The 23,672-nt window shown below is 66.2% G+C and carries 23 protein-coding genes; 16 read left to right on the forward strand and 7 right to left on the reverse strand.

Going from position 1 to position 23,672, the window contains the following annotated elements; translation table 11 throughout:
• The first annotated feature begins 20 nt into the window (after positions 1–20).
• Positions 21–764: a DUF6882 domain-containing protein gene (locus tag HNP48_RS03315; RefSeq protein ID WP_184855404.1), complete on the forward strand. Its 744-nt coding sequence runs from the start codon at positions 21–23 to the stop codon at positions 762–764.
• A 24-nt stretch (positions 765–788) separates the two neighbouring features.
• Here HNP48_RS03315 and HNP48_RS03320 read toward each other — a convergent pair whose 3' ends face one another.
• From HNP48_RS03320 to HNP48_RS03340, 5 genes are all read right to left on the reverse strand, one after another.
• Positions 789–1,802, reverse strand: a complete 1,014-nt coding sequence (locus tag HNP48_RS03320; protein WP_184855405.1) for an MBL fold metallo-hydrolase — start codon at positions 1,800–1,802, stop codon at positions 789–791.
• A gap of 78 nt (positions 1,803–1,880) precedes the next feature.
• On the reverse strand, positions 1,881–3,329 hold the full coding sequence (locus HNP48_RS03325) for a sensor histidine kinase (protein ID WP_184855406.1): 1,449 nt from the start codon (positions 3,327–3,329) through the stop codon (positions 1,881–1,883).
• A 3-nt stretch (positions 3,330–3,332) separates the two neighbouring features.
• Positions 3,333–4,007, reverse strand: a complete 675-nt coding sequence (locus tag HNP48_RS03330; protein ID WP_184855407.1) for a response regulator transcription factor — start codon at positions 4,005–4,007, stop codon at positions 3,333–3,335.
• Between the two features lie 118 nt (positions 4,008–4,125).
• Complete coding sequence (locus tag HNP48_RS03335) at positions 4,126–5,085, reverse strand: N-formylglutamate amidohydrolase (RefSeq protein WP_184855408.1); 960 nt, start codon at positions 5,083–5,085, stop codon at positions 4,126–4,128.
• A gap of 116 nt (positions 5,086–5,201) precedes the next feature.
• Positions 5,202–6,167 carry a tripartite tricarboxylate transporter substrate binding protein BugE gene (locus HNP48_RS03340; protein ID WP_184855409.1) on the reverse strand — a complete coding sequence of 322 codons (966 nt, stop codon included), beginning with the start codon at positions 6,165–6,167 and terminating at the stop codon, positions 5,202–5,204.
• A 108-nt stretch (positions 6,168–6,275) separates the two neighbouring features.
• On the opposite strand from HNP48_RS03340, the gene HNP48_RS03345 reads away from it, so the two are divergent.
• Genes HNP48_RS03345 through HNP48_RS03355 form a run of 3 tightly spaced genes read left to right on the forward strand, consistent with a single transcriptional unit; the run spans position 6,276 to position 7,999 of the window.
• Positions 6,276–7,199, forward strand: a complete 924-nt coding sequence (locus tag HNP48_RS03345; RefSeq protein ID WP_184855410.1) for a LysR substrate-binding domain-containing protein — start codon at positions 6,276–6,278, stop codon at positions 7,197–7,199.
• Positions 7,200–7,256: 57 nt separating this feature from the next.
• Positions 7,257–7,469: a helix-turn-helix domain-containing protein gene (locus tag HNP48_RS03350; protein ID WP_184855411.1), complete on the forward strand. Its 213-nt coding sequence runs from the start codon at positions 7,257–7,259 to the stop codon at positions 7,467–7,469.
• A 20-nt stretch (positions 7,470–7,489) separates the two neighbouring features.
• Positions 7,490–7,999, forward strand: a complete 510-nt coding sequence (locus HNP48_RS03355; protein ID WP_184855412.1) for a Clp protease N-terminal domain-containing protein — start codon at positions 7,490–7,492, stop codon at positions 7,997–7,999.
• Between the two features lie 7 nt (positions 8,000–8,006).
• On the opposite strand, the gene HNP48_RS03360 is transcribed toward HNP48_RS03355, so the two are convergent.
• Entirely contained in the window at positions 8,007–8,528 is a 522-nt protein-coding gene (locus tag HNP48_RS03360) for a MarR family winged helix-turn-helix transcriptional regulator (RefSeq protein ID WP_184855413.1), read from the reverse strand.
• 141 nt (positions 8,529–8,669) lie between these two features.
• Between HNP48_RS03360 and recA the strand changes: the two genes are divergently transcribed.
• Positions 8,670–9,743 (forward strand): recombinase RecA, encoded by a 1,074-nt coding sequence (gene recA, locus HNP48_RS03365; protein WP_184855414.1) that lies wholly within the window; start codon positions 8,670–8,672, stop codon positions 9,741–9,743.
• A 116-nt stretch (positions 9,744–9,859) separates the two neighbouring features.
• The gene (gene recX, locus HNP48_RS03370) at positions 9,860–10,318 is read left to right on the forward strand and encodes a recombination regulator RecX (RefSeq protein ID WP_184855415.1); all 459 of its coding nucleotides are present in this window, start codon (positions 9,860–9,862) and stop codon (positions 10,316–10,318) included.
• On the opposite strand, the gene argC is transcribed toward recX, so the two are convergent.
• Positions 10,315–11,247 carry an N-acetyl-gamma-glutamyl-phosphate reductase gene (argC, locus tag HNP48_RS03375; RefSeq protein WP_184855416.1) on the reverse strand — a complete coding sequence of 311 codons (933 nt, stop codon included), beginning with the start codon at positions 11,245–11,247 and terminating at the stop codon, positions 10,315–10,317. The two genes, recX and argC, sit on opposite strands and share 4 nt — an antisense overlap.
• Before the next feature lie 192 nt (positions 11,248–11,439).
• On the opposite strand from argC, the gene sucC reads away from it, so the two are divergent.
• From sucC to HNP48_RS03425, 10 genes are all read left to right on the forward strand, one after another.
• On the forward strand, positions 11,440–12,600 hold the full coding sequence (sucC, locus tag HNP48_RS03380; protein WP_184855417.1) for an ADP-forming succinate--CoA ligase subunit beta: 1,161 nt from the start codon (positions 11,440–11,442) through the stop codon (positions 12,598–12,600).
• A 15-nt stretch (positions 12,601–12,615) separates the two neighbouring features.
• Positions 12,616–13,512 (forward strand): succinate--CoA ligase subunit alpha, encoded by an 897-nt coding sequence (gene sucD, locus HNP48_RS03385; protein ID WP_184855418.1) that lies wholly within the window; start codon positions 12,616–12,618, stop codon positions 13,510–13,512.
• 142 nt (positions 13,513–13,654) lie between these two features.
• Positions 13,655–14,344, forward strand: coding sequence for a TerC family protein (locus tag HNP48_RS03390; RefSeq protein ID WP_184855419.1), 690 nt, complete (start codon positions 13,655–13,657; stop codon positions 14,342–14,344).
• A 169-nt stretch (positions 14,345–14,513) separates the two neighbouring features.
• Positions 14,514–17,168, forward strand: a complete 2,655-nt coding sequence (locus HNP48_RS03395) for a CHASE2 domain-containing serine/threonine-protein kinase (RefSeq protein ID WP_184855420.1) — start codon at positions 14,514–14,516, stop codon at positions 17,166–17,168.
• Between the two features lie 19 nt (positions 17,169–17,187).
• Positions 17,188–17,976, forward strand: coding sequence for a Stp1/IreP family PP2C-type Ser/Thr phosphatase (locus HNP48_RS03400; protein ID WP_184855421.1), 789 nt, complete (start codon positions 17,188–17,190; stop codon positions 17,974–17,976).
• A gap of 42 nt (positions 17,977–18,018) precedes the next feature.
• Positions 18,019–18,675 (forward strand): FHA domain-containing protein, encoded by a 657-nt coding sequence (locus tag HNP48_RS03405; protein ID WP_184855422.1) that lies wholly within the window; start codon positions 18,019–18,021, stop codon positions 18,673–18,675.
• Between the two features lie 107 nt (positions 18,676–18,782).
• A complete protein-coding gene (locus HNP48_RS03410) occupies positions 18,783–21,020 on the forward strand; it encodes a CHASE2 domain-containing protein (RefSeq protein WP_260420063.1) in 2,238 nt (745 codons plus the stop codon).
• A 73-nt stretch (positions 21,021–21,093) separates the two neighbouring features.
• A complete protein-coding gene (locus HNP48_RS03415; protein WP_184855424.1) occupies positions 21,094–21,885 on the forward strand; it encodes an MBL fold metallo-hydrolase in 792 nt (263 codons plus the stop codon).
• Between the two features lie 223 nt (positions 21,886–22,108).
• Entirely contained in the window at positions 22,109–22,645 is a 537-nt protein-coding gene (locus HNP48_RS03420; RefSeq protein WP_184855425.1) for a pilin, read from the forward strand.
• A gap of 115 nt (positions 22,646–22,760) precedes the next feature.
• Entirely contained in the window at positions 22,761–23,549 is a 789-nt protein-coding gene (locus tag HNP48_RS03425; RefSeq protein ID WP_184855426.1) for a hypothetical protein, read from the forward strand.
• Positions 23,550–23,672 lie beyond the last annotated feature (123 nt).

A 23,672-nucleotide genomic window follows, 5' to 3' on the forward strand; every position in this document is an offset into this window, starting at 1 on the left:
GTTCCCGCAACCCTGACTCCATGACCGACGAAGCCACCTCCATCCAGTGCGGCACCCATGGCGAAGCCCTGCCCACCTACGTCTGCGGGCACCTGGGCCGCAACCCCGCGCAGCGCTGGTTCTGCGACGCCCCCGAGGCCGACTACCCGTATCCGGACGCCTGGTGCGCGGGCTGCAATGACGAGCTCCTGAAGGAGGGCGGCGAATGGAACGAGCGCAACGAAGGCTGTCTGGACCTCCAGATCCTGTGCCACCACTGCTACCAGGACGCCATGGCCCACAGCGTTGGCGCCATGGCCGAGCCGCAGCAGCACGCCTGGGAAGATGCCGTGGTCGACGCCCACCACGCCCTGGTCCACAAGCAGAAGGCGCTCGAATCGGAGCATGGCATCTCGCGCTTCGAGCGCTGGGACTACGACCAGGCGCAGGGCACGCTGACCTTTTCGCACGAGGGGGCTCCCAAGGTGGTGGCAGACATCGAGTTCATCGGCTCGGTCTCCAAGGCCAGCGGCACCTGGCTCTGGGCCTGGGCCAACTTCGGCAACCATGCCAAGGTGAGCACCCGCATCCCGGCCGTGCGCGAATGGGGTGAGGTGCAGGGCTTTCTGCCACTGACGGTGCCGCGCTGGGACGCGGACGTGACCGACGGCTGGGAGCTCTCGGGCGTGGCCGCGCAGGTGCTGGGTGCGCGCGGGGTGTACCGTGCGCCCACCGACAACGGCTACCTCTTCATGGCGTTGATGTCCTTGCGCGCCGTGGGGTAAGGGCCGTCCGCAGGTGACGGGTGGCTACAGCGCAATGGCCCGCGTCTCGCCATGGCGCATCAGCCACACGCGCTCGGCCGGCACACCGCGCTCGGCCAGCGCAGCGGCCAGGTCGCGCGGCGGGTGGTCGAAGGCCTCCTGGGTGAGTGCAAAGGTGCCCCAGTGCACGCCCATGGCCTGGCGCGCCTCGACATCCAGCATCAGCTGCACGGCATCGGCCGGGTTCACGTGCATGGGCTTCATGAAGTCGCGCGGCAGGTAGGCACCGATCGGCAGGGCCAGAAAGTCCACGGCACCCAGGCGCTGGCGGATGGCCTTGAAGTCATCGCTGTAGCCCGTGTCACCCGGGAACAGGAAGCGCCAGGGCCCCGCGGCATCGGGCCGGGTCCATTCGATCAGGTAGCCGCCCCAGAGCGAGGCATTGGTGTCGTTCAGGCTGCGCCGGCTCCAGTGCTGGGCGGGCGTGAAGTGCACGCGCACGCCGGGGGCCAGGTCCACCCCACCCCACCAGTCGAGTTCCACCGTGTCGGCCATGCCGCGTCGCACGAACCAGTCCCTGAGCCCCTGGGGCACGATGAAGCGCGGCCTCTGCCCCGCTGCGCGCAGGCGCTTCAAGGTGGCGCTGCACAGGTGGTCGTAGTGGTTGTGCGAGACCAGCACTGCGTCGATGCGCGGCAGTTGCTCGGGGGTGAGCGGCGGCGGTACGCGCCGCGGCGCCCCGAAACGGCCCAGCGGCCCGGCATGGCTGGCCAGCGTGGGGTCGATCAGCAGGTTCAGGCCTGCCACCTGCAGCAGCATGGAGACATGGCCCAGCCAGGTCACGACCGGTGCCTCGTGACGCTGTGCCAGCAGCGCGTGGTCCACGGGCTGGGTCCAGTCGCGCACAAAGCGCGCATAGCCCCCTGTGGGTGCGCTGCGCGGCTTGAAATCGCCGCGCAGCGAGCGCCAGGCCATTTCGTACCAGGGGAAGTCGCCGATCACGACCCGGTCATCGGTGTTGCGAAAACGGCGTGGCGGCGAAGCGGGAGAAGCAGGCATGAGGCATCCGGCAGAACGGGATTTCATGATGCCTCAAACCGGTCTTTCCGGCCGGCGCCTGCGGCCAAGGCCCCGGGCTCAGTCGGGTGCCTGCTCGCTGGCTGCAAAGCGCACGCTGAAGCGCGCTCCGGGGGGCTGCATGCCTGGGTGGGCGTCTTCGAGCTGCACCTCGGCCCCGTGCTTGCGCGCGATCTCCAGCACGATGGGCAGGCCCAGGCCCGAGCCGTCGGCATCGCTGCCCAGGGCCCGGTAGAAGGGCTGGAAGACCAGTTCGCGCTCGGATTCGGGCACGCCCGGCCCTGAGTCCTCCACCTGCAGCAGCAGCACGCGGCCGAAGGTGTCGGCCAGCACGCGTGTGGTGACCACGCCGGGCCGGTCCGGGGCCGAGGGGGTGTAGTTGAGGGCGTTGTCCACCAGGTTGCGCACCAGCTCCTTGAGCAGGGTCGGGTTGCCATCGACCCAGACGCCGGGTGAACCCGGCTCGGCACCGTCGTAGCCCAGGTCGATGTGCCTTTCGAGCGCGCGCGGTACCGAATCGCGCACCACCTCGATGGCCAGCCGTGCCAGGTCGCAGGGCTGGCGCGCCAGGACCACGCCACTGCCCTCGGCGCGGGCCAGGGCCAGCAACTGGTTGACGGTGTGCGTGGCGCGGATGCTGGAACGCCCGATCTGCTGCAGCGAGCGCTTGAGCTCTTCGGTGCTCGTGCCCTCGCGCTGCGCCAGGTCGGCCTGCATGCGCAGGCCCGCCAGCGGGGTCTTGAGCTGGTGTGCTGCGTCGGCCAGGAAGCGCTTTTGCGTGGCCAGCGAGTCGTGCAGGCGCGTGAGCAGGTCGTTCACCGAGGACACCAGCGGCGCCACCTCCAGCGGCACGGTGCGGTCGTCCAGCGGCGACAGGTCGTCGGGGTTGCGCGCGCGGATGCGCTGCTCGAGCTGATTGAGCGGCTGGATGCCGCGCGCCAGCGCCAGCCACACCAGCAGCACGGCCAGCGGCAGGATCACGAACTGCGGCAGCATCACGCCCTTGATGATCTCGGTGGCCAGCACGCTGCGCTTCTCGCGCGTTTCGGCCACCTGCACCAGGGCCAGCGGGCTGTCCTTGAGCGGCAGGCGCACCCAGATGTAGGCCACGCGGATGTCGATGCCGCGCAGCTCGGCATCGCGCAGCCGCACCTCGCCGGGCATGGGCACTTCGTCGGAAGGGGGGGCCGGCAGTTCGCGCTCGCCCGAGAGGAACTCGCCGCCCACGCCCTTGACCTGGTAGTACACCACGTCGGAGTCGTCAGCGCGCAGGATCTCGCTGGCCGGCTGGGGCAGGTTGAACTGCACCACGCCCTTTTGCACGCCCACGAGCTGGGCCAGGGCATGGGCGTTGTACTCCAGCGCGCGGTCGAAGGGTTTGTTGGCCAGGCCCTGGGCCACCAGCCAGGTGAGCGCCAGGCTCACGGGCCACAGCAGCAGCAGCGGGGTGAGCATCCAGTCCAGGATCTCGCCGAACAGGGAGCGCTGCTCGCGCTGGAAGATTTTCAAGGACTAGCCCGGTATCTTTTCAAGGCAATACCCGAGGCCGCGCACCGTGGCAATGCGGATCGGGCCGCGCTCGATCTTCTTGCGCAGGCGGTGGATGTAGACCTCGATGGCGTTGTTGCTCACCTCCTCGCCCCACTCGCACAGGCGCTCGACCAGCTGCTCCTTGCTCACCAGGCGGCCGGCGCGCTGCAGCAGCACCTCCAGCAGGCCGAGCTCGCGCGCCGACAGCTCGACCATCTTGCCGTCGATGGTGGCCACCCTGCCTGCCTGGTCGTAGACCAGCGGGCCGTGCCGGATGGCGCTGCTGGTGCCGCCCATGCCGCGGCGCGTCAGGGCGCGCACCCGGGCTTCGAGCTCCTGCAGGCTGAAGGGCTTGGCCATGTAGTCGTCGGCCCCGAAATCCAGGCCCTTGACGCGCTCTTCCACACTGTCGGCCGCGGTGAGGATCAGTACCGGCAGTGCCGAGCCGCGGCTGCGCAGCTTCTTGAGGACCTCCAGCCCGTGCATGCGCGGCAGGCCCAGGTCCAGGATCAGCAGGTCGAATTCGTTGTTGGTCATCAGCGCAGCGTCGGCCTCGCTGCCGCTGGCCACGTGGTCCACCACGGCGCCGGAGCTGCGCAGCGTGCGCAGCAGGCCATCGGCCAGCACCTGGTCGTCTTCGGCGATGAGGATGCGCATGCGGTGTGTCTCCTGGTGGGCGGCCCCAGTCTGGCGCTGGGCCTGCCCCGGATTCTAGGCGCCCACCGCCCGGGGCCGCCGCAGGCCGCTGCAGTACCTGCGGCCCGGTTGTGGTGGATCAGCCGCGCGGGTCGGTGGCCAGCAGCCTGTTCACCAGCGCCCGCAGGTCGGTGCGCAGCCGCGCCATGCCTTCGGAGTGCTGTTCCAGGGTGGTTTCGTCCATGTACAGCTTGCGGTTGATCTCGAGCTGGATGCTGTGGCGGTGCGCTGCCGGATCGCTGTAGCGGCGCACCAGCTCCACGCCCTTGTAGGGGTGGTTGTATTCCACGCTGTAGCCGCATGCGCGCAGGTGCTCGCAGACCAGGGCCGAGAGCGCGGGGTCGGCGGTCGTGCCGTCGCGGTCGCCGACCACGAAGTCGGCATGCACCAGGCCCGGGAAATCGGTGGCGTGGCTGGCGGCGACGGCGGGCATGGAATGGCAGTTGATGTGGATGCTGTAGCCGTGGCGTGCGTGCGCGGAGGCAATGGCCTGCTCCACGGCGCCATGGTAGGGGCGCCAGCAGCGCTCGATGCGCGCGCGCACCTCGGCCACCGTGAGCAGTCGGTTGTAGATGGGCTCGCCCTGGTCGGTGAACTTCCAGACCAGGCCCTTGCCCAGGCGCACCTTGGAGAGCACGCGGGGATCGGTGGAGATGGGGTCGGTCCACTCGCCGTCGAGCAGGCTGACGTCGAGTTCGGTGGTGTTGCGGTTGGCATCGAGGTAGATGCGGGGGAAGTGCGCTTCCACCCAGGCCACGCCCAGCGCGGGGGCGAAGTCGTAGAGCTTCTCGACATGGGTGTCTTCGGCGCGGCGCAGCGTGGGCAGGTCGCAGGCGGAGCCGAAATCGTCGGGGTAGCGGGTGCCGCTGTGCGGCGAGTCGAGCACCAGGGGCGTGGTGCCAGGCAGGTAGGTGAAGGCGGGAGGAGAGGACGAAGGGGAGGAGGAGGCCGCAGGCGACAGCGAGGTGCCGGGAGAACCGGTGGCACCGGGCTGGGCCTGCTGGAATCGTCGATGGATCAGTTTCAAGGCTGCATGCATAGGCAGAGTGTGCGCAAAGTGGGACGGCCGGCCTAGCCGTCCAGACCGGGTGGAGACCATGGTTATCCCTAGTCTCCCCCAGCGATGGCCGCCGGGTCTTGCGACCCGGTGTGTGTTCAGTCCAGGGCGATCTTGGCGTAGGCCGCGACGCGCTTCATCTTCTCGATCTCGCGTACCAGCTGTGCCGAGAACTCCTTGGGCGTGGTGCCCGAGGGGTACAGGCCCTGGCCCGCCAGGCGTTCGCGCACCGCAGGCTCCTGCAATGCCTGGGCCACGGCCTGCTGGATGCGGTCCACGGCGGCGGTGGGTGTGCCGGCCGGGGCCACCAGGCCGAACCAGGAGGGGTCGTTGTTGTTGGCGAAACCCAGTTGGGCGTAGGTGGGGACTTCGGGCAGCACGTCCAGCCGGCCGGGCCACGAGACTGCCAGTGCCTTGAGCTTGCCGGCCTTGATGTGCGGCAGCGAGGAGGCCACCTGGTCGAAATACACCGCCACCTGGCCGGCCAGCACGTCGTTGATGGCCGGGCCCGCACCACGGTAGGGGATGTGCACCATGGAGGTGCCCGTGCTGCTCTTGAACAGCTCGCCCCACATGTGGCCGATGGTGCCATTGCCGGGCGTTGCGAAGGACACGCGGCCGGGGTTGGCCTTGAGGTATTTCACGAGGTCGGCGAAGTCCTTGACCGGCAGTGCCGTGGGGTTCACCACGACCACGCCGGGCGCCTTGACGATCTCGGTCACGCCCACGAAGTCCTTGATCGGGTTGTAGGGCAGCTTGCTGTACACGGCGGGGTTCACGCCATGGGTGGACAGCGTGGCCACGCCCAGCGTCAGGCCATCGGCCGGGGCGCGTGCCACCTCGGCCATGCCGATGGAACCACCCGCGCCGGCGCGGTTGTCCAGCACCACGGGCTGCTTGAGGATGCGCACCAGCGATTCCTGCAGCGCACGCACGGTGATGTCGGTGGCACCGCCGGGCGGGAAGGGCACAACGATGCGCAGAGGCTTGGCATCCTGCGCAAAGGATATTCCAGGAGCGAAAGATGCAGCAGCCAGGGTGGTGAGCAGGTGACGGCGTTTCATGGGGTGTTTCCGTAGAAGAGGATGGGAGGTTAAGGGATTCGGTGCTGCTCTTCCAAGCAATGGATGTGCCTGATAACATTCCAATATGGAATGATTTGAGAACTTAGCATGTCCTCTCTGCGCCGCCTTTCCCCGCCCCTGCACCTGCTGCGTGCGTTCTCCACCGTGACCCGCTTCGGCGGGGTCTCGCGCGCGGCCGAGGCCTTGCACCTCACGCAGAGCGCGGTGAGCAAACAGGTCAAGGAGCTGGAGGGGTGGGTGGGCGTGCCGCTGTTCGAGCGCAGCCGCAAGCGCCTGGCGCTGACCCCGGCCGGCGAGCGCTACGAGAAGGCCGTGCGGGCTGTGCTGGCCCAGCTGGAGGCGGCCACGCTGGAGCTCATCACCAGCGACGACGGCGGCGGCGCGCTGCACCTGTCGAGCCTGCCGACCTTCGCGGCCAAGTGGCTGATCCCGCGGCTGCCGCAGTTCCAGCAGCAGCACCCGCAGGTCACGCTGCACTTCGTGCCCTATGTGCACAGCTACAACTTCGAGCGCCCCGAGCTCGACTGCGCCATCCTCTTCGGCGACGGCCATTGGCCCGGCGCCCATGCCCACTACCTCACGGGGCAGGACGTGGCGTTGATTGCGCCACGCGCCCGTGTGGCGGACTGGCGCATCGAGCATCCGCGCGATGTGGCGCGGCACAGCCTGCTGCGCCATGTCACGGTGCCCGAGGCCTGGCTGCGCTGGAGCGAAACGCACGGCGTGCAGGGGCTCAACCCGCTGGCCGGCCCGCAGTTCGACCAGTTCCAGTCCATGATCCGCGCCGTGATGGCCGGCATGGGCCTGGCACTGGTGCCGCGCTGCCTGGTGCAGGACGAAATCACCAGCGGCCTGGTGCGCGAACCCCTGCCCGGCTGCGGTTACCGGAGCGACATGGGTTACTGGTTTTGCTACCCCGAGGGGCGCAACCAGCTGCAGACCCTGCAGGTGTTCCGCGCCTGGCTGCTGGCCTGTGCCGAGCCGGCGCCCCACTCCCTGCCAGCGCCCTGAGGGTTTGGCCGTCAATAAAGGTTGACGATGGTGAAATCGTCAACTACAGTTGACGGCATGCAAGCCCCCCCGCCCCTTCCTTCGCCCGACGACCCCGAGGCGGCGCTCGCCGCCGTGGTGGCACTGCGCCTGCTGGCCGACCGGCTGGAGGCGAACGCCGTGGCGGCTGCGCTGGCGCAGGGCTGGTCCTGGGCCGATATTGCCCAGGCCCTGGGGGTCAGCAAGCAGGCCGCGCACAAGCGGCTGTCGCCCCATGTTCCCAAACTGTGAGTGAAAGAAGGAGTCCTGCCATGTTCCGCCAGCTGCAAGACCGTTTCCAGAGCATGCGCACCCTGAGCCGGCTGTGCGCGCAGGCCGAAGCCCATGCCCGTGCGGGGGGCCAGGAGGCCCCGGGTGCTGAGCACTTCCTGCTCGCGGCCATTGACCTGCCCGAGGGCTCGGCCCGTCGGGCCTTCGAGAGCATCGGTGCTGACCCGGCGGCGGTGCGCGGCGCCATCGAGCAGCAGTACCGCGCTGCCCTGCAGGGCCTGGGGTGGGGCGATGTGGGGTTGCCGTCGGCGCCGGCCCTGGCGCCCCCAGCCCCGGGGCCCTACCGGGCCCAGCCTTCGGGGCAGGAACTGGTGCAGGCGCTGGCGCGCACGCGCAAGGACCAGGGCGGCCCGCTGCTGGGCGCCCATGTGGTGCTAGCGGTGGCCGCCATGTCCCAGGGCGTGGCGGCGCGCACGCTGCGCGCCATGGGCGTCGATGCCGACCGGCTGGGGGCGGCAGCGCGGGCCCAGGTGCCAACCGCCGCCCACTGAACGGGGCTCAGCGCCACAGCGGGTCCTGGGTGTCCCCGCCCGCGTAGGCCTCAAGCCCGATCGCCACCACGGTGGCCACGTCCTTGCCCACCTCGTCGCGGAACTCCGCTTCGGCCTGCGCCACGGCATTGCGAAAGGCCTGAAGCCAGGCCAGGCCAGTGGGCGTGAAGCACACGCGCCGCGCGCGGGCATCGAGCGGGTCGGCCTCGCGCGTAACCAGGCCCCAGGCCTCGCACTGGTCGACCAGGGTGGCCATGGCCTGCTTGGTCATGCCGGCGCGCCGGGCCAGGTCGGTCAGGCGGTCGCCCTGCAGCGCCAGGTGGCGTGTGATGTGCACATGGGCGGCACTCACCTGGTCGCGTGCGGCCAGGTTGGACAGGGCCAGAGGCACCTCCACATCGTGCGCCATGAGCTGCAGCACGCGCGCGTCGAAGCGGCGCATGGCGTGGCCGAGCAGGCGCCCCAGGTGGGTCTGGCGCCAGCCGTCCTCGGCCGGTACGGGGGTGGAAAAGGGCGGTGATTCGACCATGCGATATTGTCAGGTAAACTGACCAAATACTCCATTGCTGCGCATCCATGGCTCGCATAAACTACTGTTCAAGCATCCAGCCTGTAGTTAATTGCAGAAGCCGATGCGCTAAACAACCCGTTGATTCACAAGGAGTTTTCCATGGACGTCGCAGTCAAAGGCAGCAATCCCGCCAACAGTGAAAAGGCTAAGGCCCTGGCGGCCGCGCTGGCCCAGATCGAGAAGCAGTTCGGCAAGGGCACCATCATGCGCCTGGGCGAAGGCGAGGCCATCGAGGACATCCAGGTGGTCTCCACCGGCTCGCTGGGCCTGGACATCGCGCTGGGCGTGGGCGGCCTGCCGCGCGGCCGCGTGGTCGAGATCTACGGCCCGGAATCTTCGGGCAAGACCACGCTGACCCTGCAGGTGATCGCCGAGATGCAGAAGCTGGGCGGCACCTGCGCCTTCGTGGACGCCGAGCACGCCCTGGATGTGCAATACGCCCAGAAGCTCGGCGTGCAGCTGTCCGACATGCTGATCAGCCAGCCCGACACGGGTGAGCAGGCCCTGGAAATCGTGGACAGCCTGGTGCGCTCGGGTGCGGTGGACCTGATCGTCGTCGACTCGGTGGCGGCCCTCACGCCCAAGGCCGAAATCGAAGGCGAGATGGGCGATGCCCTGCCCGGCCTGCAGGCCCGCCTGATGAGCCAGGCGCTGCGCAAGCTCACGGCCACGATCAAGAAGACCAACTGCACGGTCATCTTCATCAACCAGATCCGCATGAAGATCGGTGTGATGTTCGGCAGCCCTGAAACCACCACCGGCGGCAATGCGCTCAAGTTCTACGCCTCGGTGCGCCTGGACATCCGCCGCACCGGCACCATCAAGAAGGGCGACGACGCCATCGGCAACGAGACCAAGGTCAAGGTGGTCAAGAACAAGGTGAGCCCGCCCTTCAAGACGGCCGAGTTCGACATCCTGTTCGGCGAAGGCATCAGCCGCGAGGGCGAGATCATCGACATGGGCGTGGCGGCCAAGATCGTCGAGAAGTCGGGCGCCTGGTATGCCTACAACGGCGAGAAGATCGGCCAGGGCCGTGACAACGCGCGCGAGTTCCTGCGCGAGAACCCCGACCTCGCTCGCGAGATCGAGAACAAGGTGCGCGAAGGGCTGGGCATTGCGCTGCTGCCCGATGGCTTGCCGATGGGTGGGGCCGACGAAGAGTCGGACGAGTAAGCGGGTGGTGGCGCATTGGGCGCCGTCACCGCAGACCACCCTGGCGGCCATCGCGCATCCCTGCGGCGATGGCCGTCGCACTTTGTGGCCTTGCGGCCTGGCTGCCGAGCGAATCCATGGGTTTTGACACGCTTTCCCTGAAAGGCCGCGCGCTGCGGCTGCTGGCCCAGCGCGAGCATTCGCGTGCCGAGCTGCTGCGCAAGCTGCGCCCCCACGTGCAGGAGGGCGAGGACCTCGATGCCGTGCTGAACGAGCTCCAGGCCCGGGACTTCATCAACGAGGAGCGCGTGGTGGCTTCGGTGGTGCACCAGCGCGCCGGGCGCATGGGCGCGGCGCGCATCCGCCAGGAGCTGCAGGCCAAGGGCGTGGGCGGTGAGGCCGTGCAGCAGGCCCTGGCCCAGCTGCAGGACACGGAATTGGCCCGCGCCCGCGAGGTGTGGCGCCGCCGCTTCGGCGAGCCGGCCGGGGACCCGCAGGGCCGCGCGAAGCAGGTGCGCTTTCTGATGGCGCGCGGCTTTTCCAGCGAGGTGGTGCGCCGCGTGGTGCGCGGCGCAGAGGACGATTCGGGCGCTTAAATGCCCAGCATCAGCTTGAGGTTCTGCACCGCGGCGCCACTGGCGCCCTTGCCCAGGTTATCGAGGCGCGCCACCAGCACGGCGTGGCGGTAGGTCTCGTTGGCGAACACGCGCAGTTCGAGCTTGTTGGTGTTGTTGAGCGCCAGGGCGTCGAGCTTGCCGTCGGCCGTGGCGGGCAGTACGCTGACCCATTGCTCGGGCGTGTTGCTCTTGGCGTAGTGCGCGGCCAGGGCATCGTGCAGGTCGCTGGCCTTGGGGGCGCCGGGCAGCATATCCAGGTGCAGGGGCAGCTGCACCAGCATGCCCTGCTCGAAGTTGCCCACGGAGGGAACGAAGATGGGCCGGCGCGTCATGCCCGTGTAGCGCATGATTTCGGGCAGGTGCTTGTGCGACAGGCCCAGCGCATACAGCTCGAACAGCGGCGCTTCGCCCTTCTGGTAGGCCTCGATCATGGTGCGGCCGCCGCCGGAGTAGCCGCTGACCGAGGGCAGTGCGAGCGGGAAGTCCGCGGGAATGAGGCCGGCGTCGACCAGGGGGCGCAGCAGCGCGATGGCGCCGGTGGCGTAGCAGCCGGGGTTGGCCACGCGCGTGGCGGCGGCCACCACATCGGGCTGGCCCGGCGCCAGCTCGGGAAAGCCAAACACCCAGCCGGGGGCGGTGCGGTGTGCCGTGCTGGCATCGATGATCTTGATCTTGCGGCCGCCGGCCTGCTCGATGCCGTCCACCATGGCCACGGTCTCGCGTGCGGCGTCGTCGTGCAGGCACAGCACGACCAGGTCCACGCCCGCAATCAGCTCGCGCTTGGCGGCGGGATCCTTGCGCAATTCGGGCGCGATGCTGACCAGTTCGACCGCGGGCATGGCCTGCAGGCGCTCACGGATCTGCAGACCCGTGGTGCCGGCTTCGCCATCGATAAAGACTTTGGACATGGGGTGACTCCTGCTGCTCTGGCAGTGGCTACTGCCGGGTAAGAATGGATGGACTTCAACGCTGTACGTGTTAGGCACAAGGGATGGTGCGTCGCAGCATGATACAGTCGAAGGTTGCCATGTCCCAAGCCCGCGGCCAGACACCTGCTCATGGCAAACGGGTAACTACCACCCTTCCCTGAGAGAGACCTCATGAAGATTCACGAATACCAAGGCAAGGAAATCTTGCGCAATTTTGGTGTGCCCGTTCCGCGTGGCATTCCCGCTTTCACGGTGCAAGAAGCCGTTGAAGCAGCCCAGAAGCTGGGCGGCCCCGTGTGGGTCGTCAAGGCCCAGATCCATGCCGGCGGCCGCGGCAAGGGTGGTGGCGTGAAGGTTGCCAAGAGCATCGACGACGTCAAGCGCCTGGCTGGCGACATCCTGGGCATGCAGCTCAAGACGCACCAGACCGGCCCTGAAGGCCAGAAGGTCCGCCGCCTGTACATCGAAGACGGCGCCGACATCAAGAACGAACTGTACGTGTCGCTGGTGACCGACCGCGCCACGCAGAAGGTAGCCCTGATCGCTTCGAGCGAAGGCGGCATGGACATCGAGGAAGTGGCCCACTCCACGCCCGAGAAGATCATCACCGAGATGATCGACCCGCTGACCGGCATCACCGCCGAGCAAAGCAAGAAGGTCGCGGCCGCCATCGGCCTGACCGGTGCTTCCATCGACCAGGCTGTGGACATCTTCGCGAAGATCTACAAGTGCTACATGGAAACCGACGCGTCGCTGGTGGAAATCAACCCGCTGAACTGCGACTCCAAGGGCGACCTGATGGCCCTGGACGCGAAGTTCAACTTCGACGCCAACGCCCTGTTCCGCCACCCCGAGATCGTGGCCTACCGTGACCTGGACGAAGAAGATCCGGCCGAAGTGGAAGCTTCCAAGTTCGACCTGGCCTACATCAGCCTGGACGGCAACATCGGCTGCCTGGTGAACGGCGCCGGCCTGGCCATGGCCACCATGGACACCATCAAGCTGTTCGGCGGCGAGCCGGCCAACTTCCTGGACGTGGGCGGCGGTGCCACCCCCGAGAAGGTCACCGAAGCCTTCAAGATCATGCTCAAGAACCCCAAGGTCGAAGGCATTCTGGTCAACATCTTCGGTGGCATCATGAAGTGCGACACCATCGCCACCGGCGTGATCACCGCCTGCAAGGCCGTGAACCTGAACGTGCCGCTGGTCGTGCGCATGAAGGGCACCAACGAAGAGCTGGGCAAGAAGATGCTGGCCGAGTCCGGCCTGCCCATCATCGCCGCAGACACCATGGCCGAAGCCGCGACCAAGATCGTTGCTGCCGTCAAGTAAGCCCGGAGAACACACATGTCGATCTACATCAACAAAGACACCAAGGTCATCACCCAGGGCATCACGGGCAAGACTGGCCAGTTCCACACCGAGAAGTGCCAGGAATACGCGAACGGCAAGAACGCCTTCGTGGCAGGCGTGAACCCCAAGAAGGCCGGTGAGTCGATCTTCAACATCCCGATCTACGCCTCCGTCAAGGAAGCCGCGACGCAGACCGGCGCCACCGTGTCGGTGATCTACGTGCCGCCCGCAGGCGCTGCTGCCGCCATCTGGGAAGCCGTCGAAGCCGACCTGGACCTGGCCATCTGCATCACCGAAGGCATTCCTGTGCGCGACATGCTCGAAGTGCGCAACAAGATGAAGGCCAAGGAAGCCGCCGGCGGCAAGAAGACCCTGCTGCTGGGCCCCAACTGCCCTGGCCTGATCACGCCCGACGAAATCAAGATCGGCATCATGCCCGGCCACATCCACCGCAAGGGCCGCATCGGCGTGGTCAGCCGCTCCGGCACGCTGACGTACGAAGCCGTGGCCATGCTGACCGAAGTGGGCCTGGGCCAGTCGAGCGCCGTGGGCATCGGTGGCGACCCGATCAACGGTCTCAAGCACATCGACGTGATGAAGGCCTTCAACGACGATCCGGACACCGACGCCGTGATCATGATCGGTGAAATCGGTGGACCCGACGAAGCCGAAGCCGCCCAGTGGTGCAAGGCCAACATGAAGAAGCCCGTCGTGGGCTTCATCGCTGGCGTGACCGCTCCTCCCGGCAAGCGCATGGGCCACGCCGGCGCGCTGATCTCCGGCGGCGCCGACACGGCCGATGCCAAGCTGGCCATCATGGAAGAGTCCGGCTTCGTCATCACGCGCAACCCTTCGGAACTGGGCAAGCTGCTCAAGGCCCAGCTGAAGTAAGCTGACCGTCCAGGCGTTCGTAAGCACTATTACGGACGCCTTGGGCCGCAGGGCCCGATACACTGGCCGCTCCAAAAAAGAGAAGCGCCCGGAACCCCGGTTCCGGGCGCTTCTTGCATTCATAACAGTGGAGTCATCGACAATGGAATTTCTGCAATCGACCGATTTCTGGATCGGTCTGATCAAGATCGTCTGGATCAACATCATCCTCTCGGGTGACAACGCGGTGGTGATCGCCCTCGCAGCCCGCTCCCTGCCGCCTGAACAACAGCGCAAGGCGGTGTTCTGGGGCTCCGGCGCCGCCGTGGTGCTGCGTGTGCTGCTCACCGTGGTGGCGGCCAAGCTGCTGGCCTTGTCCTTCCTGCAGATCGTGGGCGGCTGCCTGCTGCTGTGGATCGGCTTCCAGCTGCTGAGCGACGGCGACGACGAAGAGGGCGAATCCAAGACCTATGGCAGCCTGATGGCCGCCGTGCGCACCATCCTGATTGCCGACCTGGTGATGAGCCTGGACAACGTGATCGCCGTGGCGGCTGCGGCGCAGGGCAGCACCACGCTGCTGGTCCTGGGCCTGGCCATCAGCATCCCGCTGGTGATCTTCGGCAGCACGCTGATGATCAAGCTCATGGAGCGCTTCCCCCTGATCGTGGTGCTGGGCGCTGCCCTCATCGGCTGGGTGGCGGGCGAGACCATCGCTGGCGACACGGCGCTGCAAGGCCTGGTGGCCGCCCATCCGTCGCTGCACTACGTGGCTGCAGCGCTGGGTGCGATTCTGGTGGTGGGCGGTGGCAAGCTCTGGCAGCGCCGCAATGCCCGCGCAGAAGCATCAGCCTGACAAAAATGGCAAGCGCGGCGCCCAGCGTTGCGGCAATGCGACAAGAACGGCATGGAATGACCGTTTGACGCGGGTTTCGAGGGGGGCGATGGGGATTTCCGGGGTCGCGCAGGCCGGGCTTGGAAATTGCTTCTAAAGGTATCTCATTACCTCCGTGGATCGATTGCAAGTGGGCAGAACAAGATCGGCACAGCAGCTGGTTTGGTGGCGTACCGATGGCTTTGTCTGCGCACTGGTGGCCGCCATCGTGGTGGCGCTTGCCAGCACGCTGGGCTGGGTGCACCGGCTCGATCTGGCGATGTACGACGCTGCAGTCGGCAGTGCGTCGGCCGAGCCTGCTGCGGATCTGGTGGTCGTGGGCGTCGACGATCGCAGCCTCAAGGCCCTGGGGCCCTGGCCCTGGCCGCCCGAGGTCCATGCCCGCCTGGTGGACCAGTTGGCAAGCGCTGGTGCCCGGGCCATTGTCTACACCATGCCGCTGCCGGAAACGCCGGCGCGCCCCCTGCCCACCCCTGCTGCTGCCCTGCCTGGTGAGCCAGCGGGTGCTGGTGCGGCGCCTGCTGCAGAAGTCGCCGCGCCAACTGGTGATGCCCGACTGGCCTTGAGCCTGCAGCGTGCGGGCAATGTGGTGCTGGTGTCGCAGTACGCGGCCGCCGGCCCCGCCACGCCGCTGCCCTCCCATGTGCGCCGCTCCGTGCTGGCCGACCCGGGTGAGCACGCCGTGCCTGCGGGCACTGGGCGCCACCCTCCCGCCACCTTGGGCGCCGCGGCGTCTGCGATTGGCCACCTGCAGTTGACCCCCGATGCAGACGGCGTGCTGCGCCAGATGCCGCTGCTGTTGGCCCATGACCATGCAGCCGTGCCGTCGGTCGCCTTGCTGGCGGCACTGCGCAGCCTGCAGTTGGGTGCCACCGACCTGCGCCTGCAGGCCAGTGCCCCCTGGTTGCGCCTGGGCAGTCTGGGCATTGCCACCGACAGTACGACGCTGTTGCGGCCTCTCTTTCATGCCCCGGAAGGCGGGCAGCCGGCGTTTGCCCGCATGTCCTTTGCGCAGGCGCTTGCGCCCGCAGCGGGCGCGCCCGGTTTCCAGGGCAAGACGGTGCTGGTGGGTTTCACCTCGGCCACGCAGGCAACGCCCCTGGCAACGCCGGGTGGGCAGTCGCTGTACCCGGTGGAGGTGCTGGCGCAGATGGTGTCTGCCATCCGCCACGGCCATGCCGTGGCGGTGCCGGATTGGGCGCTGCCGGTGGCGTGGCTGGCCATGGCGGCGGCGCTGCTCTACCTGGCGCTGGCACTGCCACAGGTGAGCGCCCTGGCCGGCCTGGCTGTGAGCGTGGCCTTGCTGCTGGCCTTGGCCGGTGCGCAGTGGCTGGCCCTGGAGCATGCGCTGCTGTCGTTCTCGCTGCTCGGGGCGGCGCTGGTGGTGGCCGTGGGCCAGGCCACCATGCTGGCACTGAAGCTGCGCCCTGATGGCGGCAGCTCCCGCGCCAGGTCGACCGAGGCTGCCGAGTCCCAGCGCATGCTGGGCCTGGCGCTGCACGGCCAGGGCAAGCTGGAACAGGCGTTCGAGCGCTTTCGCCGCCTGCCGGTGACCGAGGCACTCAAGGACAACCTGTACCACCTGGCGCAGGATTTCGAGCGCAAGCGCAATTACGCCATGGCCAAGCAGGTCTATGAGCGCATCCTGCGCCACGACCGGCAGTACAAGGATGCCAAACTGCGCTACCGCAAGGCGCGGGCCCGGGCCAAGTCTGCCTCGGGCCAGCCGGACACCACGCCGCCGAGTTCGGCGCCTGTGCCCATGCCCAGCGTGTCTGCCAAGCCACGCCTGCCGGGCGATGCGACCATCGGCCTGCCCATGCTGGGCCGCTACGAGATCAGCAAGGAGATCGGCAAGGGGTCCATGGGGGTGGTGTACCAGGGGCGGGATCCCAAGATCGGCCGCACCGTGGCCATCAAGACGCTGGCGCTGGGGCAGGAATTCGAGGGCGATGGGCTGATCGACGCGCGTGCGCGCTTCTTTCGCGAGGCGGAAACCGCCGGGCGGCTGCAGCACCCCTATATCGTGACCATCTTCGATTCCGGCGAGGAACACGACCTGGCCTACATCTCCATGGAGTACCTCAAGGGTTCGGACCTGTCGCCCTTCTGCAAGGAGGGCAACCTGCTGCCGGTGCCGCTGGCCCTGTCGGTGGCGGCCCGTGTGGCCGAGGCGCTGGACTATGCCCATGCCAACCAGGTGGTGCACCGCGACATCAAGCCGGCCAACATCATGTTCGATACGGCGACCGATGCGGTCAAGGTGACCGACTTCGGCATTGCCCGCCTCACGGACTCGAACAAGACCCGCACGGGCCTGGTGCTGGGCACGCCGAGCTTCATGTCGCCCGAGCAGCTGGCGGGCAAGAAGGTGGATGGGCGCACCGACCTGTATTCCCTGGGGGTGACCCTGTTCCAGATGCTCACCGGTTCGCTGCCGCTGCGCGGGGCCTCCATGCCCGAGCTGATGCACAAGATCGCCAGTGTGCCAGCGCCCGATGTGCGCACACTGCGACCCGAGCTGCCGGCCGAGGTGGCCGCGGTGGTGGCGCTGTCGATGATGAAGCGCCCGGAGGCCCGCTACCAGACGGGGCGCCAGTTTGCAGCCGAGATCCGGGGCGCCCTGGCGGTGCTGGCGGGCACGGAAAGCGCCACAAACCCGCGGACAGTCGTCTATGATGCGGCTCGCAAGGCAACAGGGCGCGACATGGCGGATTTTCAGGAAACGGTAATGGAATATCCTGCGCAGCAGGATCCTTCCCTGCCGCCATCCAGTGCCCGATGAGGCCCGCTCCGCTTTATCCATGAATTACGATTTTTTTGCGCGCACCGATCGGGGGCGGGTGCGCAGCAACAACGAAGACGCCGTCGCGATCGACCGGGATGCCCAGCTGGCCATCCTGGCCGATGGCATGGGGGGCTACAACGCAGGCGAAGTGGCCAGCGGCATGGCCACGACCTTCATCCGCACGGAGATGGCCCGCTGGCTGGCCCAGGCAGGAAGCTCGCCACAGTCGACCGATGTGCGCCGGGCGCTGGAAATCTGCGTGGAAAACGCCAATCACGCCATTTTGGGGGCGTCCCTGTCGAATCCGCAGTATGCCGGCATGGGCACGACGCTGGTGGCCGGCATCTTCCAGGGCGCGCGGCTGATCCTGGGGCACATTGGCGATTCGCGCTGCTACCGCCTGCGCGGCGGGGTGCTTCAACAGATCACGCGCGACCACTCCTGGCTGCAGGAGCAGGTGGACGCAGGCATCCTCACACCGCACCAGGCGGCGATCTCCTCCAACCGCAACCTGGTCACCCGTGCCCTGGGCGTGGAGCCGAATGTGCTCATGGAAGTCAATGAATTCCAGGTGGCGCCGCACGACCTGTTCCTGATGTGCTCGGACGGGCTCACGGACATGGTGTCCGATGCCGATCTGGCGGAGATGGTGCGCGCAGCCCTTCCGCTGGAGGAAAAAACCACATTGCTTATTGATACCGCCAATGCACACGGCGGTCGTGATAACGTTAGCGTACTGCTGGTACAGGCCGGCGCGGGGGGCAAGAAACGCAGCCTCATGTCCCGCTTGCTGGGCGCTGCCTGACGGTGCCCTGGCCCATAACAAATCTCAAATCAGGAGTGGATCATGCCCAGAATGATCGTTTCGATCGACGGCGTCGTCATCAAGGAAGTTCAGTTGACCAAGGACCGCACCACCCTTGGACGCAGGCCATACAACGATATCGTGATCGACAATCTGGCGGTGAGCGGCGAGCACGCGATCTTCCACATGGTCGGGCATGACGTCGAGATCGAAGACCTGGGCAGCACCAACGGCACCTATGTGAATGCCAAGGCCGTCAAACGCCAGGAGCTGCGCAATGGCGACACAGTGGAGGTGGGCAAGTACAAGATCCGCTTCCTGCACGAGGCCGAGGGCGAGAATTTCGAGAAGACCATGATCTTCAAGCCCGGCATGGTGCCGCCGCTGGGTACGGCGTCGCGCCCTGCAGGCTTGCCGGCCGCGCCGGCGCCCGCACCGATGACGGCGGTGATCAAGGTCATGTCGGGTGCTGCCGCCGGGCGCGAAGTCTCGCTGCTCAAGGTGGTGACCACCATCGGCAAGCCCGGTGTGGCCGTGGCTTCGATCACCAAGCGCCACCACGGTTTCGTGCTGGCGCATGTGGAGGGCCCCGACATGCCCTTGCTCAACGGCTCGGCCATCGGGCTGTCGCCGGTGCCGCTCAAGCACGGCGACAAGCTGGAGCTGGCAGGCACCGAGATGCAGTTCGAGCAGACCTGAGCAGCGCCATCGTTCCGCAAATCCCGGCGTTCTCTCTTGCACCGAGCGCCGGGCGCCGTCCGATCTGAGCGATCCCTCCGATGCGGCCCCGGCTCAGTTCCTGGTTTATGCGCCACTGGCGCCGCATCGCCGTCACCCTGCTGCCATTGCTGTTCGCCCTGCTGCACGTGAGCGGGGTTCTGCACCTGCAGGTGCTGGAGCGGCTGGAAAGCATCATCTACGACACCCGCCTGCGCGCCACCATGCCGGGCACGATGGACACGCGCATCACCATCGTCGACATCGACGAGCGCAGCCTGGAGCGCATCGGCCAGTGGCCCTGGGGCCGGGACAGGATGGCGCGGTTTGCCACCGAGTTGCTCGACCGCCAGCAGGTGGCGGTGCTCGGGTTCGACGTGGTCTTCGCCGAGCCCGATGGCAGCTCGGGCCTGGCCAGCCTGCAGCGGCTGGCGCAGGGGCCCTTGGCTGCAAGCCCGGGCTTCTCGGAGCAACTGGCCCGCCTGACCCCCGAGCTGGACTATGACGCCCGGTTTGCCCAGGCACTGCAGGGCAGGCCCGTGGTGCTGGGCTACTACTTCACGAGCGATCGGGATGGGCAGGCCCGCGGTGTGCTGCCGACGCCCGCGCTGTCACGGGACCGGCTGCGTGGCAAGCCTTTGAGGGCGACGTCCTGGCAAGGCCATGGCAGCAACATCGAGGTGCTGGCGAAGGCGGCGCCCGCCGCGGGGTTCTTCAACTCCATCACCGACAGCGATGGCGTGGTGCGCTCCCTGCCCCTGCTGGCAGAGTACCAGGGGCAGTACTACGAGTCGCTGGCCCTGGCCATGCTCAGGGTGGCCACGGGCTATTCGGATCTGTCGCCGCTCTACGATGCCTTTTCGGAGTTCGACCACGATGTGCTGAGCGGCGTCATCCTGGCCAAGGGCCAGAGCCGGCTCCTGCTGCCGGTGGACCCGAATCTGGCGACCCTCATCCCCTACCGGGGGCCCGGCGACGTGTCCGGCGGCTCCTACCGCTACATCTCGGCCAGCGATGTGCTGGAGGGGCGGCTGCCCGAAGCCAGCCTCAAGGGCCAGCTCGTGCTGGTGGGCTCCACGGCGCCTGGACTGGTCGACCTGCGCGTGACTCCGGTGGGCCGCACCTACCCGGGGGTGGAAGCGCATGCCAACCTGCTGTCGGCTTTTCTGGATGGCGCGAATGTGCTCCAACCCAACTTCGCCCCCGACTTCGATGTACTGCAGTTGGTGGTCACGGGGCTCCTGCTGGCGCTTTCGCTGCCTCTGCTGACGGCGGGCAGGGCAGTTCTGCTCAGCGCCGGGGTGCTGGCGGGCCTGGTGGGCCTGAACCTGTGGCTGTACCAGGTGCAGGGTCTGGTCATGCCCCTGGCGACGGTTCTGGTGATGGCCTTGTCCGCCTTCACGCTGAACATGGTCTATGGCTACTTCGTGGAGAGCCGGACCAAGCGGGAGCTGGCGGCCCTGTTCGGCACCTATGTGCCCCCGGAACTGGTGGAGGAGATGCTCAAGGAGCCCGAGCGCTACAGCATGGATGCGGCCAACCAGGAGCTCACGGTGATGTTCTGCGACATGCGCGGCTTCACGGCGCTGTCCGAGCACATGGAGCCTTTGCAACTGCAGGCCATGCTCAATGGCGTGTTCAGCCGCCTGACCCACATCATCCGCAGCCGCCGCCAGGGCACCATCGACAAGTACATGGGCGACTGCGTGATGGCGTTCTGGGGCGCACCCGTGGCAACCCCCGGGCATGCGGAACTGGCGGTGGCGGCCGCGCTGGAGATGACCCAGGCGGTTGCCCTGCTCAACGAGGAGCACCACCGCCAGGGCCTGCCGCAGATCGGTGTGGGCATTGGCCTGAACACCGGCACCATGTGCGTGGGCGACATGGGCTCGGACATCCGGCGCAGCTACACGGTGATCGGCGACGCGGTGAACCTGGGCTCCCGCCTGGAGGGCCTGTCCAAGACCTACGGCGTGACCATGGTGGTCAGCGACACGACCCGTGCCCTGGCGCCAGGTTTCATCTGGCAGGAACTGGACCGGGTGCGCGTCAAGGGCAAGGCCCAGGCCGTCACCATCTACACCCCCGTGGGCACGGAGGCCGAACCGCTGGCCCCCGAGCGCCAACAGCGGCTGGCGACCTGGCAGCAGCTCCTGGCCGCCTACCGGGCCCAGGAATGGGACGCCTGCACCCTGCTTTTGCGGAATTTGCACGCAGCGGAACCTGGAAACATCCTGTATTCGCTGTACGCAGGGCGCGTGGAGGCCTTGCGGGTGTTACCCTTCCAGCCGGATTGGGACGGTGCCACCCAGTTCGATACCAAATAAGGAAGTAGCACAATGGCTGCAACAACCCGCGCCGACAACACACACGAGACGACGGCAAACAGGACTGCATGACATGAAGGTTCGCGTACTGGGGTGCTCCGGGGCCATTGCCAAAGACTGCCGGACCACCTCGTTCCTGGTCAACGACAACATCCTCATCGATGCCGGGACGGGGGTGGGCGACCTGACGCTGGACGAAATGCGCCGCATCGACCATGTCTTCCTCACGCACTCCCATCTGGACCACATCGCGGCCTTGCCGCTGATGCTCGATGCCGTGTCCTCGCTGCGCAGCAGCCCGGTGCAGGTCCATGCCCTGACCGGCACGATTGCCGCTCTGCAGGCGCACGTGTTCAACAACGCCATCTGGCCGGATTTCAGCAGCATTCCTACTGCAGACCAGCCCTTTTTGCAGTACCAGACCATCTCGGTCGGCGAACGCCTGACGGTCGAGGGCGTGCACCTGGAAGTGCTGCCCGCTGTGCACACAGTGCCCGCCGTGGGCTACGCCGTGGCTGGCAGCACGGGCTGGTGGGTATTCAGTGGCGACACCGGCCGCAATCCGGATTTCTGGGCCCGCGTCAACTCCCTGCCCGTGGCCATGCTGGTCATCGAGACCGCCTTCAGCAACCGCGAAACCTCCCTGGCCCAGCGCAGCCTGCACCTGTCGCCCCACACCCTGGCCCAGGAACTGGCGCAGCTGACGCCCGGCAAGCGCTGCCCCATCTACATCACCCACACCAAGCCGTCGGAGACCGAGCTCATCATGGAAGAGATCCGCCGCTTCGACCAGAGTGTGGGCCCGCTGGGCGCTGCACCCCATGACATTTATTGGCTCAAGGCCGGGGATGCGTTCGAGTTCTGACCACTCTGTTGCAGGTGGTGACGTTTGTGGTGTGACAAGAATGTCCCGATGAGAGGCTGAAGCCGTGCTGGGAAACACTTCAAGGACAATTGACCCATTTGGGGGAGGGGTTCAGGCCCTGCATCCCGGGGCTCTGAGGGTGGCACGGAACCTGCTCATGTTGAACCAGCCTGGAGAATTCTTCTGCAGGTTTGAATTCCAACTGACCTCCGAGGAGTGATTTATGAAGCGTTTTGCACAAAAGGGTTTCACCCTGATCGAATTGATGATCGTTGTGGCGATCATCGGTATTCTGGCTGCCGTGGCTCTGCCCGCCTACCAAGACTACACCGTGCGTGCACGCGTGACGGAAGGTATCGCTCTGGCTAATGGCGGCAAGAAGCTGGTGGAAACGGATGCCAACACCGCCCTGGAACTGAAGGCAGTGGCTGATACCTTCAACGCACAAGTGGGTGGCAATGGTGCCGTCAGTAAGTACGTGACGAAAACCCAGATCAACAACCTGAACGGCGAAGTGACGGTGACCTTCAACAAGGCCAACATCGGTCCTATCCCCGCATTGGCTACCCTGGTATACACACCCTACATGCAATTGACCGCCGGACCTTCGCAGCTGGCCGCGGCCCTTGCCGGTACGGAAACCGGTACGGTTGACTGGGGTTGCGCTTCGGATCGCAACGTTGTATCTGCCGGCCGCAATTTGCCTCAAGTGACCGCCGGTACGCTGCCTGCAAAGTTCGCTCCTAGCGAATGCCGTTAATCGAGTAATTTCAGATTGCTTTGATAAAAAATGCCCGCTTGCGGGCATTTTTTATTGCTGCTTATCCCCATGAATGTACTTCGGTAGAAGCAGATCCCATGCATCGGACCTGGTCATGAATTCTCAAGTGAAAAAAAGATTACTGGTGCCTTTGCGCCATTTTTTGGTTTCGCTTCTAGTGGCTTTGGCCGTGGCCGGGCTGGTGTTTTTTGTATGGTTTCCTGGGCAAATCAAGGATTTGGCGGGGGGGCAAAAGCTGTTCTGGACTCTGGTAGGGGTCGATGTGGTGTGCGGACCTTTGCTGACCCTCATCTTGTACCGCCCCGAAAAAACACGTTTGGCCCTGGGGATTGACCTTGGCCTGATCGCCGCAATACAACTGTGTGCACTGGGTTACGGCTTACACACATTGGCGCAAGCGCGCCCACTGGCTTTTGTTTTCGAAGTGGATAGATTCAGAGCGGTCAGCTATGTAGACATTCAGGAAAATGATTTGATTCATGTCCCAGATTGGTTCATGCCATGGAGCTTGAACGAAGCTCGCACAGTAGGATTGCGACCCGTGTCATCTTCTGCTGAGCGCTTTGACAACATCAATGACTCGATGCAGGGGATCGAAGCTGGTCAACGACCAAAGCGCTGGCAGGACTATCAACTCAGCATCCAGCAAGTATTTGCACGTGCACAGCCTTTAACTGCACTTTACAAAAAGTACCCTCAGCGGCAACAGATGATTGGTGACGCCGTAGGCGCGGCGCTGAATAATGCCAAGGCAGGAGATACAAACGACGGTAATTCCTTGGTATGGCTTCCTCTGGTTTCACGCCACAGCTTGGATTGGATTGTGTTGTTGGATCCGAAATCTGCCCGAATTCGTGCTTATATACCACTCGATGGATTTTGACCGAGGCGGTTCAGCCCGTGTTGTCTCGTCAGACATTTTTGAAATTGACGAATCGCTGGAATTGATCCAAGTGTTCTTGATTCGGTGGCGAGTGAGCTGGGATTAACGCGGCTGCCGGGAAGC

Origin of the sequence: Acidovorax soli (assembly GCF_014207955.1) — a bacterium.
GTDB lineage: Bacteria > Pseudomonadota > Gammaproteobacteria > Burkholderiales > Burkholderiaceae_C > Acidovorax > Acidovorax soli_A.

Bases quoted from the DNA above. Each gene is read 5' to 3' on its own strand.
- HNP48_RS03315 (WP_184855404.1), top strand. From the start codon at position 21: ATGACCGACGAAGCCACCTCCATCCAGTGCGGCACCCATGGCGAAGCC.
- HNP48_RS03320 (WP_184855405.1), bottom strand. From the start codon at position 1,802: ATGCCTGCTTCTCCCGCTTCGCCGCCACGCCGTTTTCGCAACACCGAT.
- HNP48_RS03330 (WP_184855407.1), bottom strand. From the start codon at position 4,007: ATGCGCATCCTCATCGCCGAAGACGACCAGGTGCTGGCCGATGGCCTG.
- HNP48_RS03335 (WP_184855408.1), bottom strand. From the start codon at position 5,085: ATGCATGCAGCCTTGAAACTGATCCATCGACGATTCCAGCAGGCCCAG.
- HNP48_RS03340 (WP_184855409.1), bottom strand. From the start codon at position 6,167: ATGAAACGCCGTCACCTGCTCACCACCCTGGCTGCTGCATCTTTCGCT.
- HNP48_RS03345 (WP_184855410.1), top strand. From the start codon at position 6,276: ATGTCCTCTCTGCGCCGCCTTTCCCCGCCCCTGCACCTGCTGCGTGCG.
- HNP48_RS03350 (WP_184855411.1), top strand. From the start codon at position 7,257: ATGCAAGCCCCCCCGCCCCTTCCTTCGCCCGACGACCCCGAGGCGGCG.
- HNP48_RS03355 (WP_184855412.1), top strand. From the start codon at position 7,490: ATGTTCCGCCAGCTGCAAGACCGTTTCCAGAGCATGCGCACCCTGAGC.
- HNP48_RS03360 (WP_184855413.1), bottom strand. From the start codon at position 8,528: ATGGTCGAATCACCGCCCTTTTCCACCCCCGTACCGGCCGAGGACGGC.
- recA (WP_184855414.1), top strand. From the start codon at position 8,670: ATGGACGTCGCAGTCAAAGGCAGCAATCCCGCCAACAGTGAAAAGGCT.
- recX (WP_184855415.1), top strand. From the start codon at position 9,860: ATGGGTTTTGACACGCTTTCCCTGAAAGGCCGCGCGCTGCGGCTGCTG.
- argC (WP_184855416.1), bottom strand. From the start codon at position 11,247: ATGTCCAAAGTCTTTATCGATGGCGAAGCCGGCACCACGGGTCTGCAG.
- sucC (WP_184855417.1), top strand. From the start codon at position 11,440: ATGAAGATTCACGAATACCAAGGCAAGGAAATCTTGCGCAATTTTGGT.
- sucD (WP_184855418.1), top strand. From the start codon at position 12,616: ATGTCGATCTACATCAACAAAGACACCAAGGTCATCACCCAGGGCATC.
- HNP48_RS03390 (WP_184855419.1), top strand. From the start codon at position 13,655: ATGGAATTTCTGCAATCGACCGATTTCTGGATCGGTCTGATCAAGATC.
- HNP48_RS03400 (WP_184855421.1), top strand. From the start codon at position 17,188: ATGAATTACGATTTTTTTGCGCGCACCGATCGGGGGCGGGTGCGCAGC.
- HNP48_RS03405 (WP_184855422.1), top strand. From the start codon at position 18,019: ATGCCCAGAATGATCGTTTCGATCGACGGCGTCGTCATCAAGGAAGTT.
- HNP48_RS03410 (WP_260420063.1), top strand. From the start codon at position 18,783: ATGCGCCACTGGCGCCGCATCGCCGTCACCCTGCTGCCATTGCTGTTC.
- HNP48_RS03415 (WP_184855424.1), top strand. From the start codon at position 21,094: ATGAAGGTTCGCGTACTGGGGTGCTCCGGGGCCATTGCCAAAGACTGC.
- HNP48_RS03420 (WP_184855425.1), top strand. From the start codon at position 22,109: ATGAAGCGTTTTGCACAAAAGGGTTTCACCCTGATCGAATTGATGATC.
- HNP48_RS03425 (WP_184855426.1), top strand. From the start codon at position 22,761: ATGAATTCTCAAGTGAAAAAAAGATTACTGGTGCCTTTGCGCCATTTT.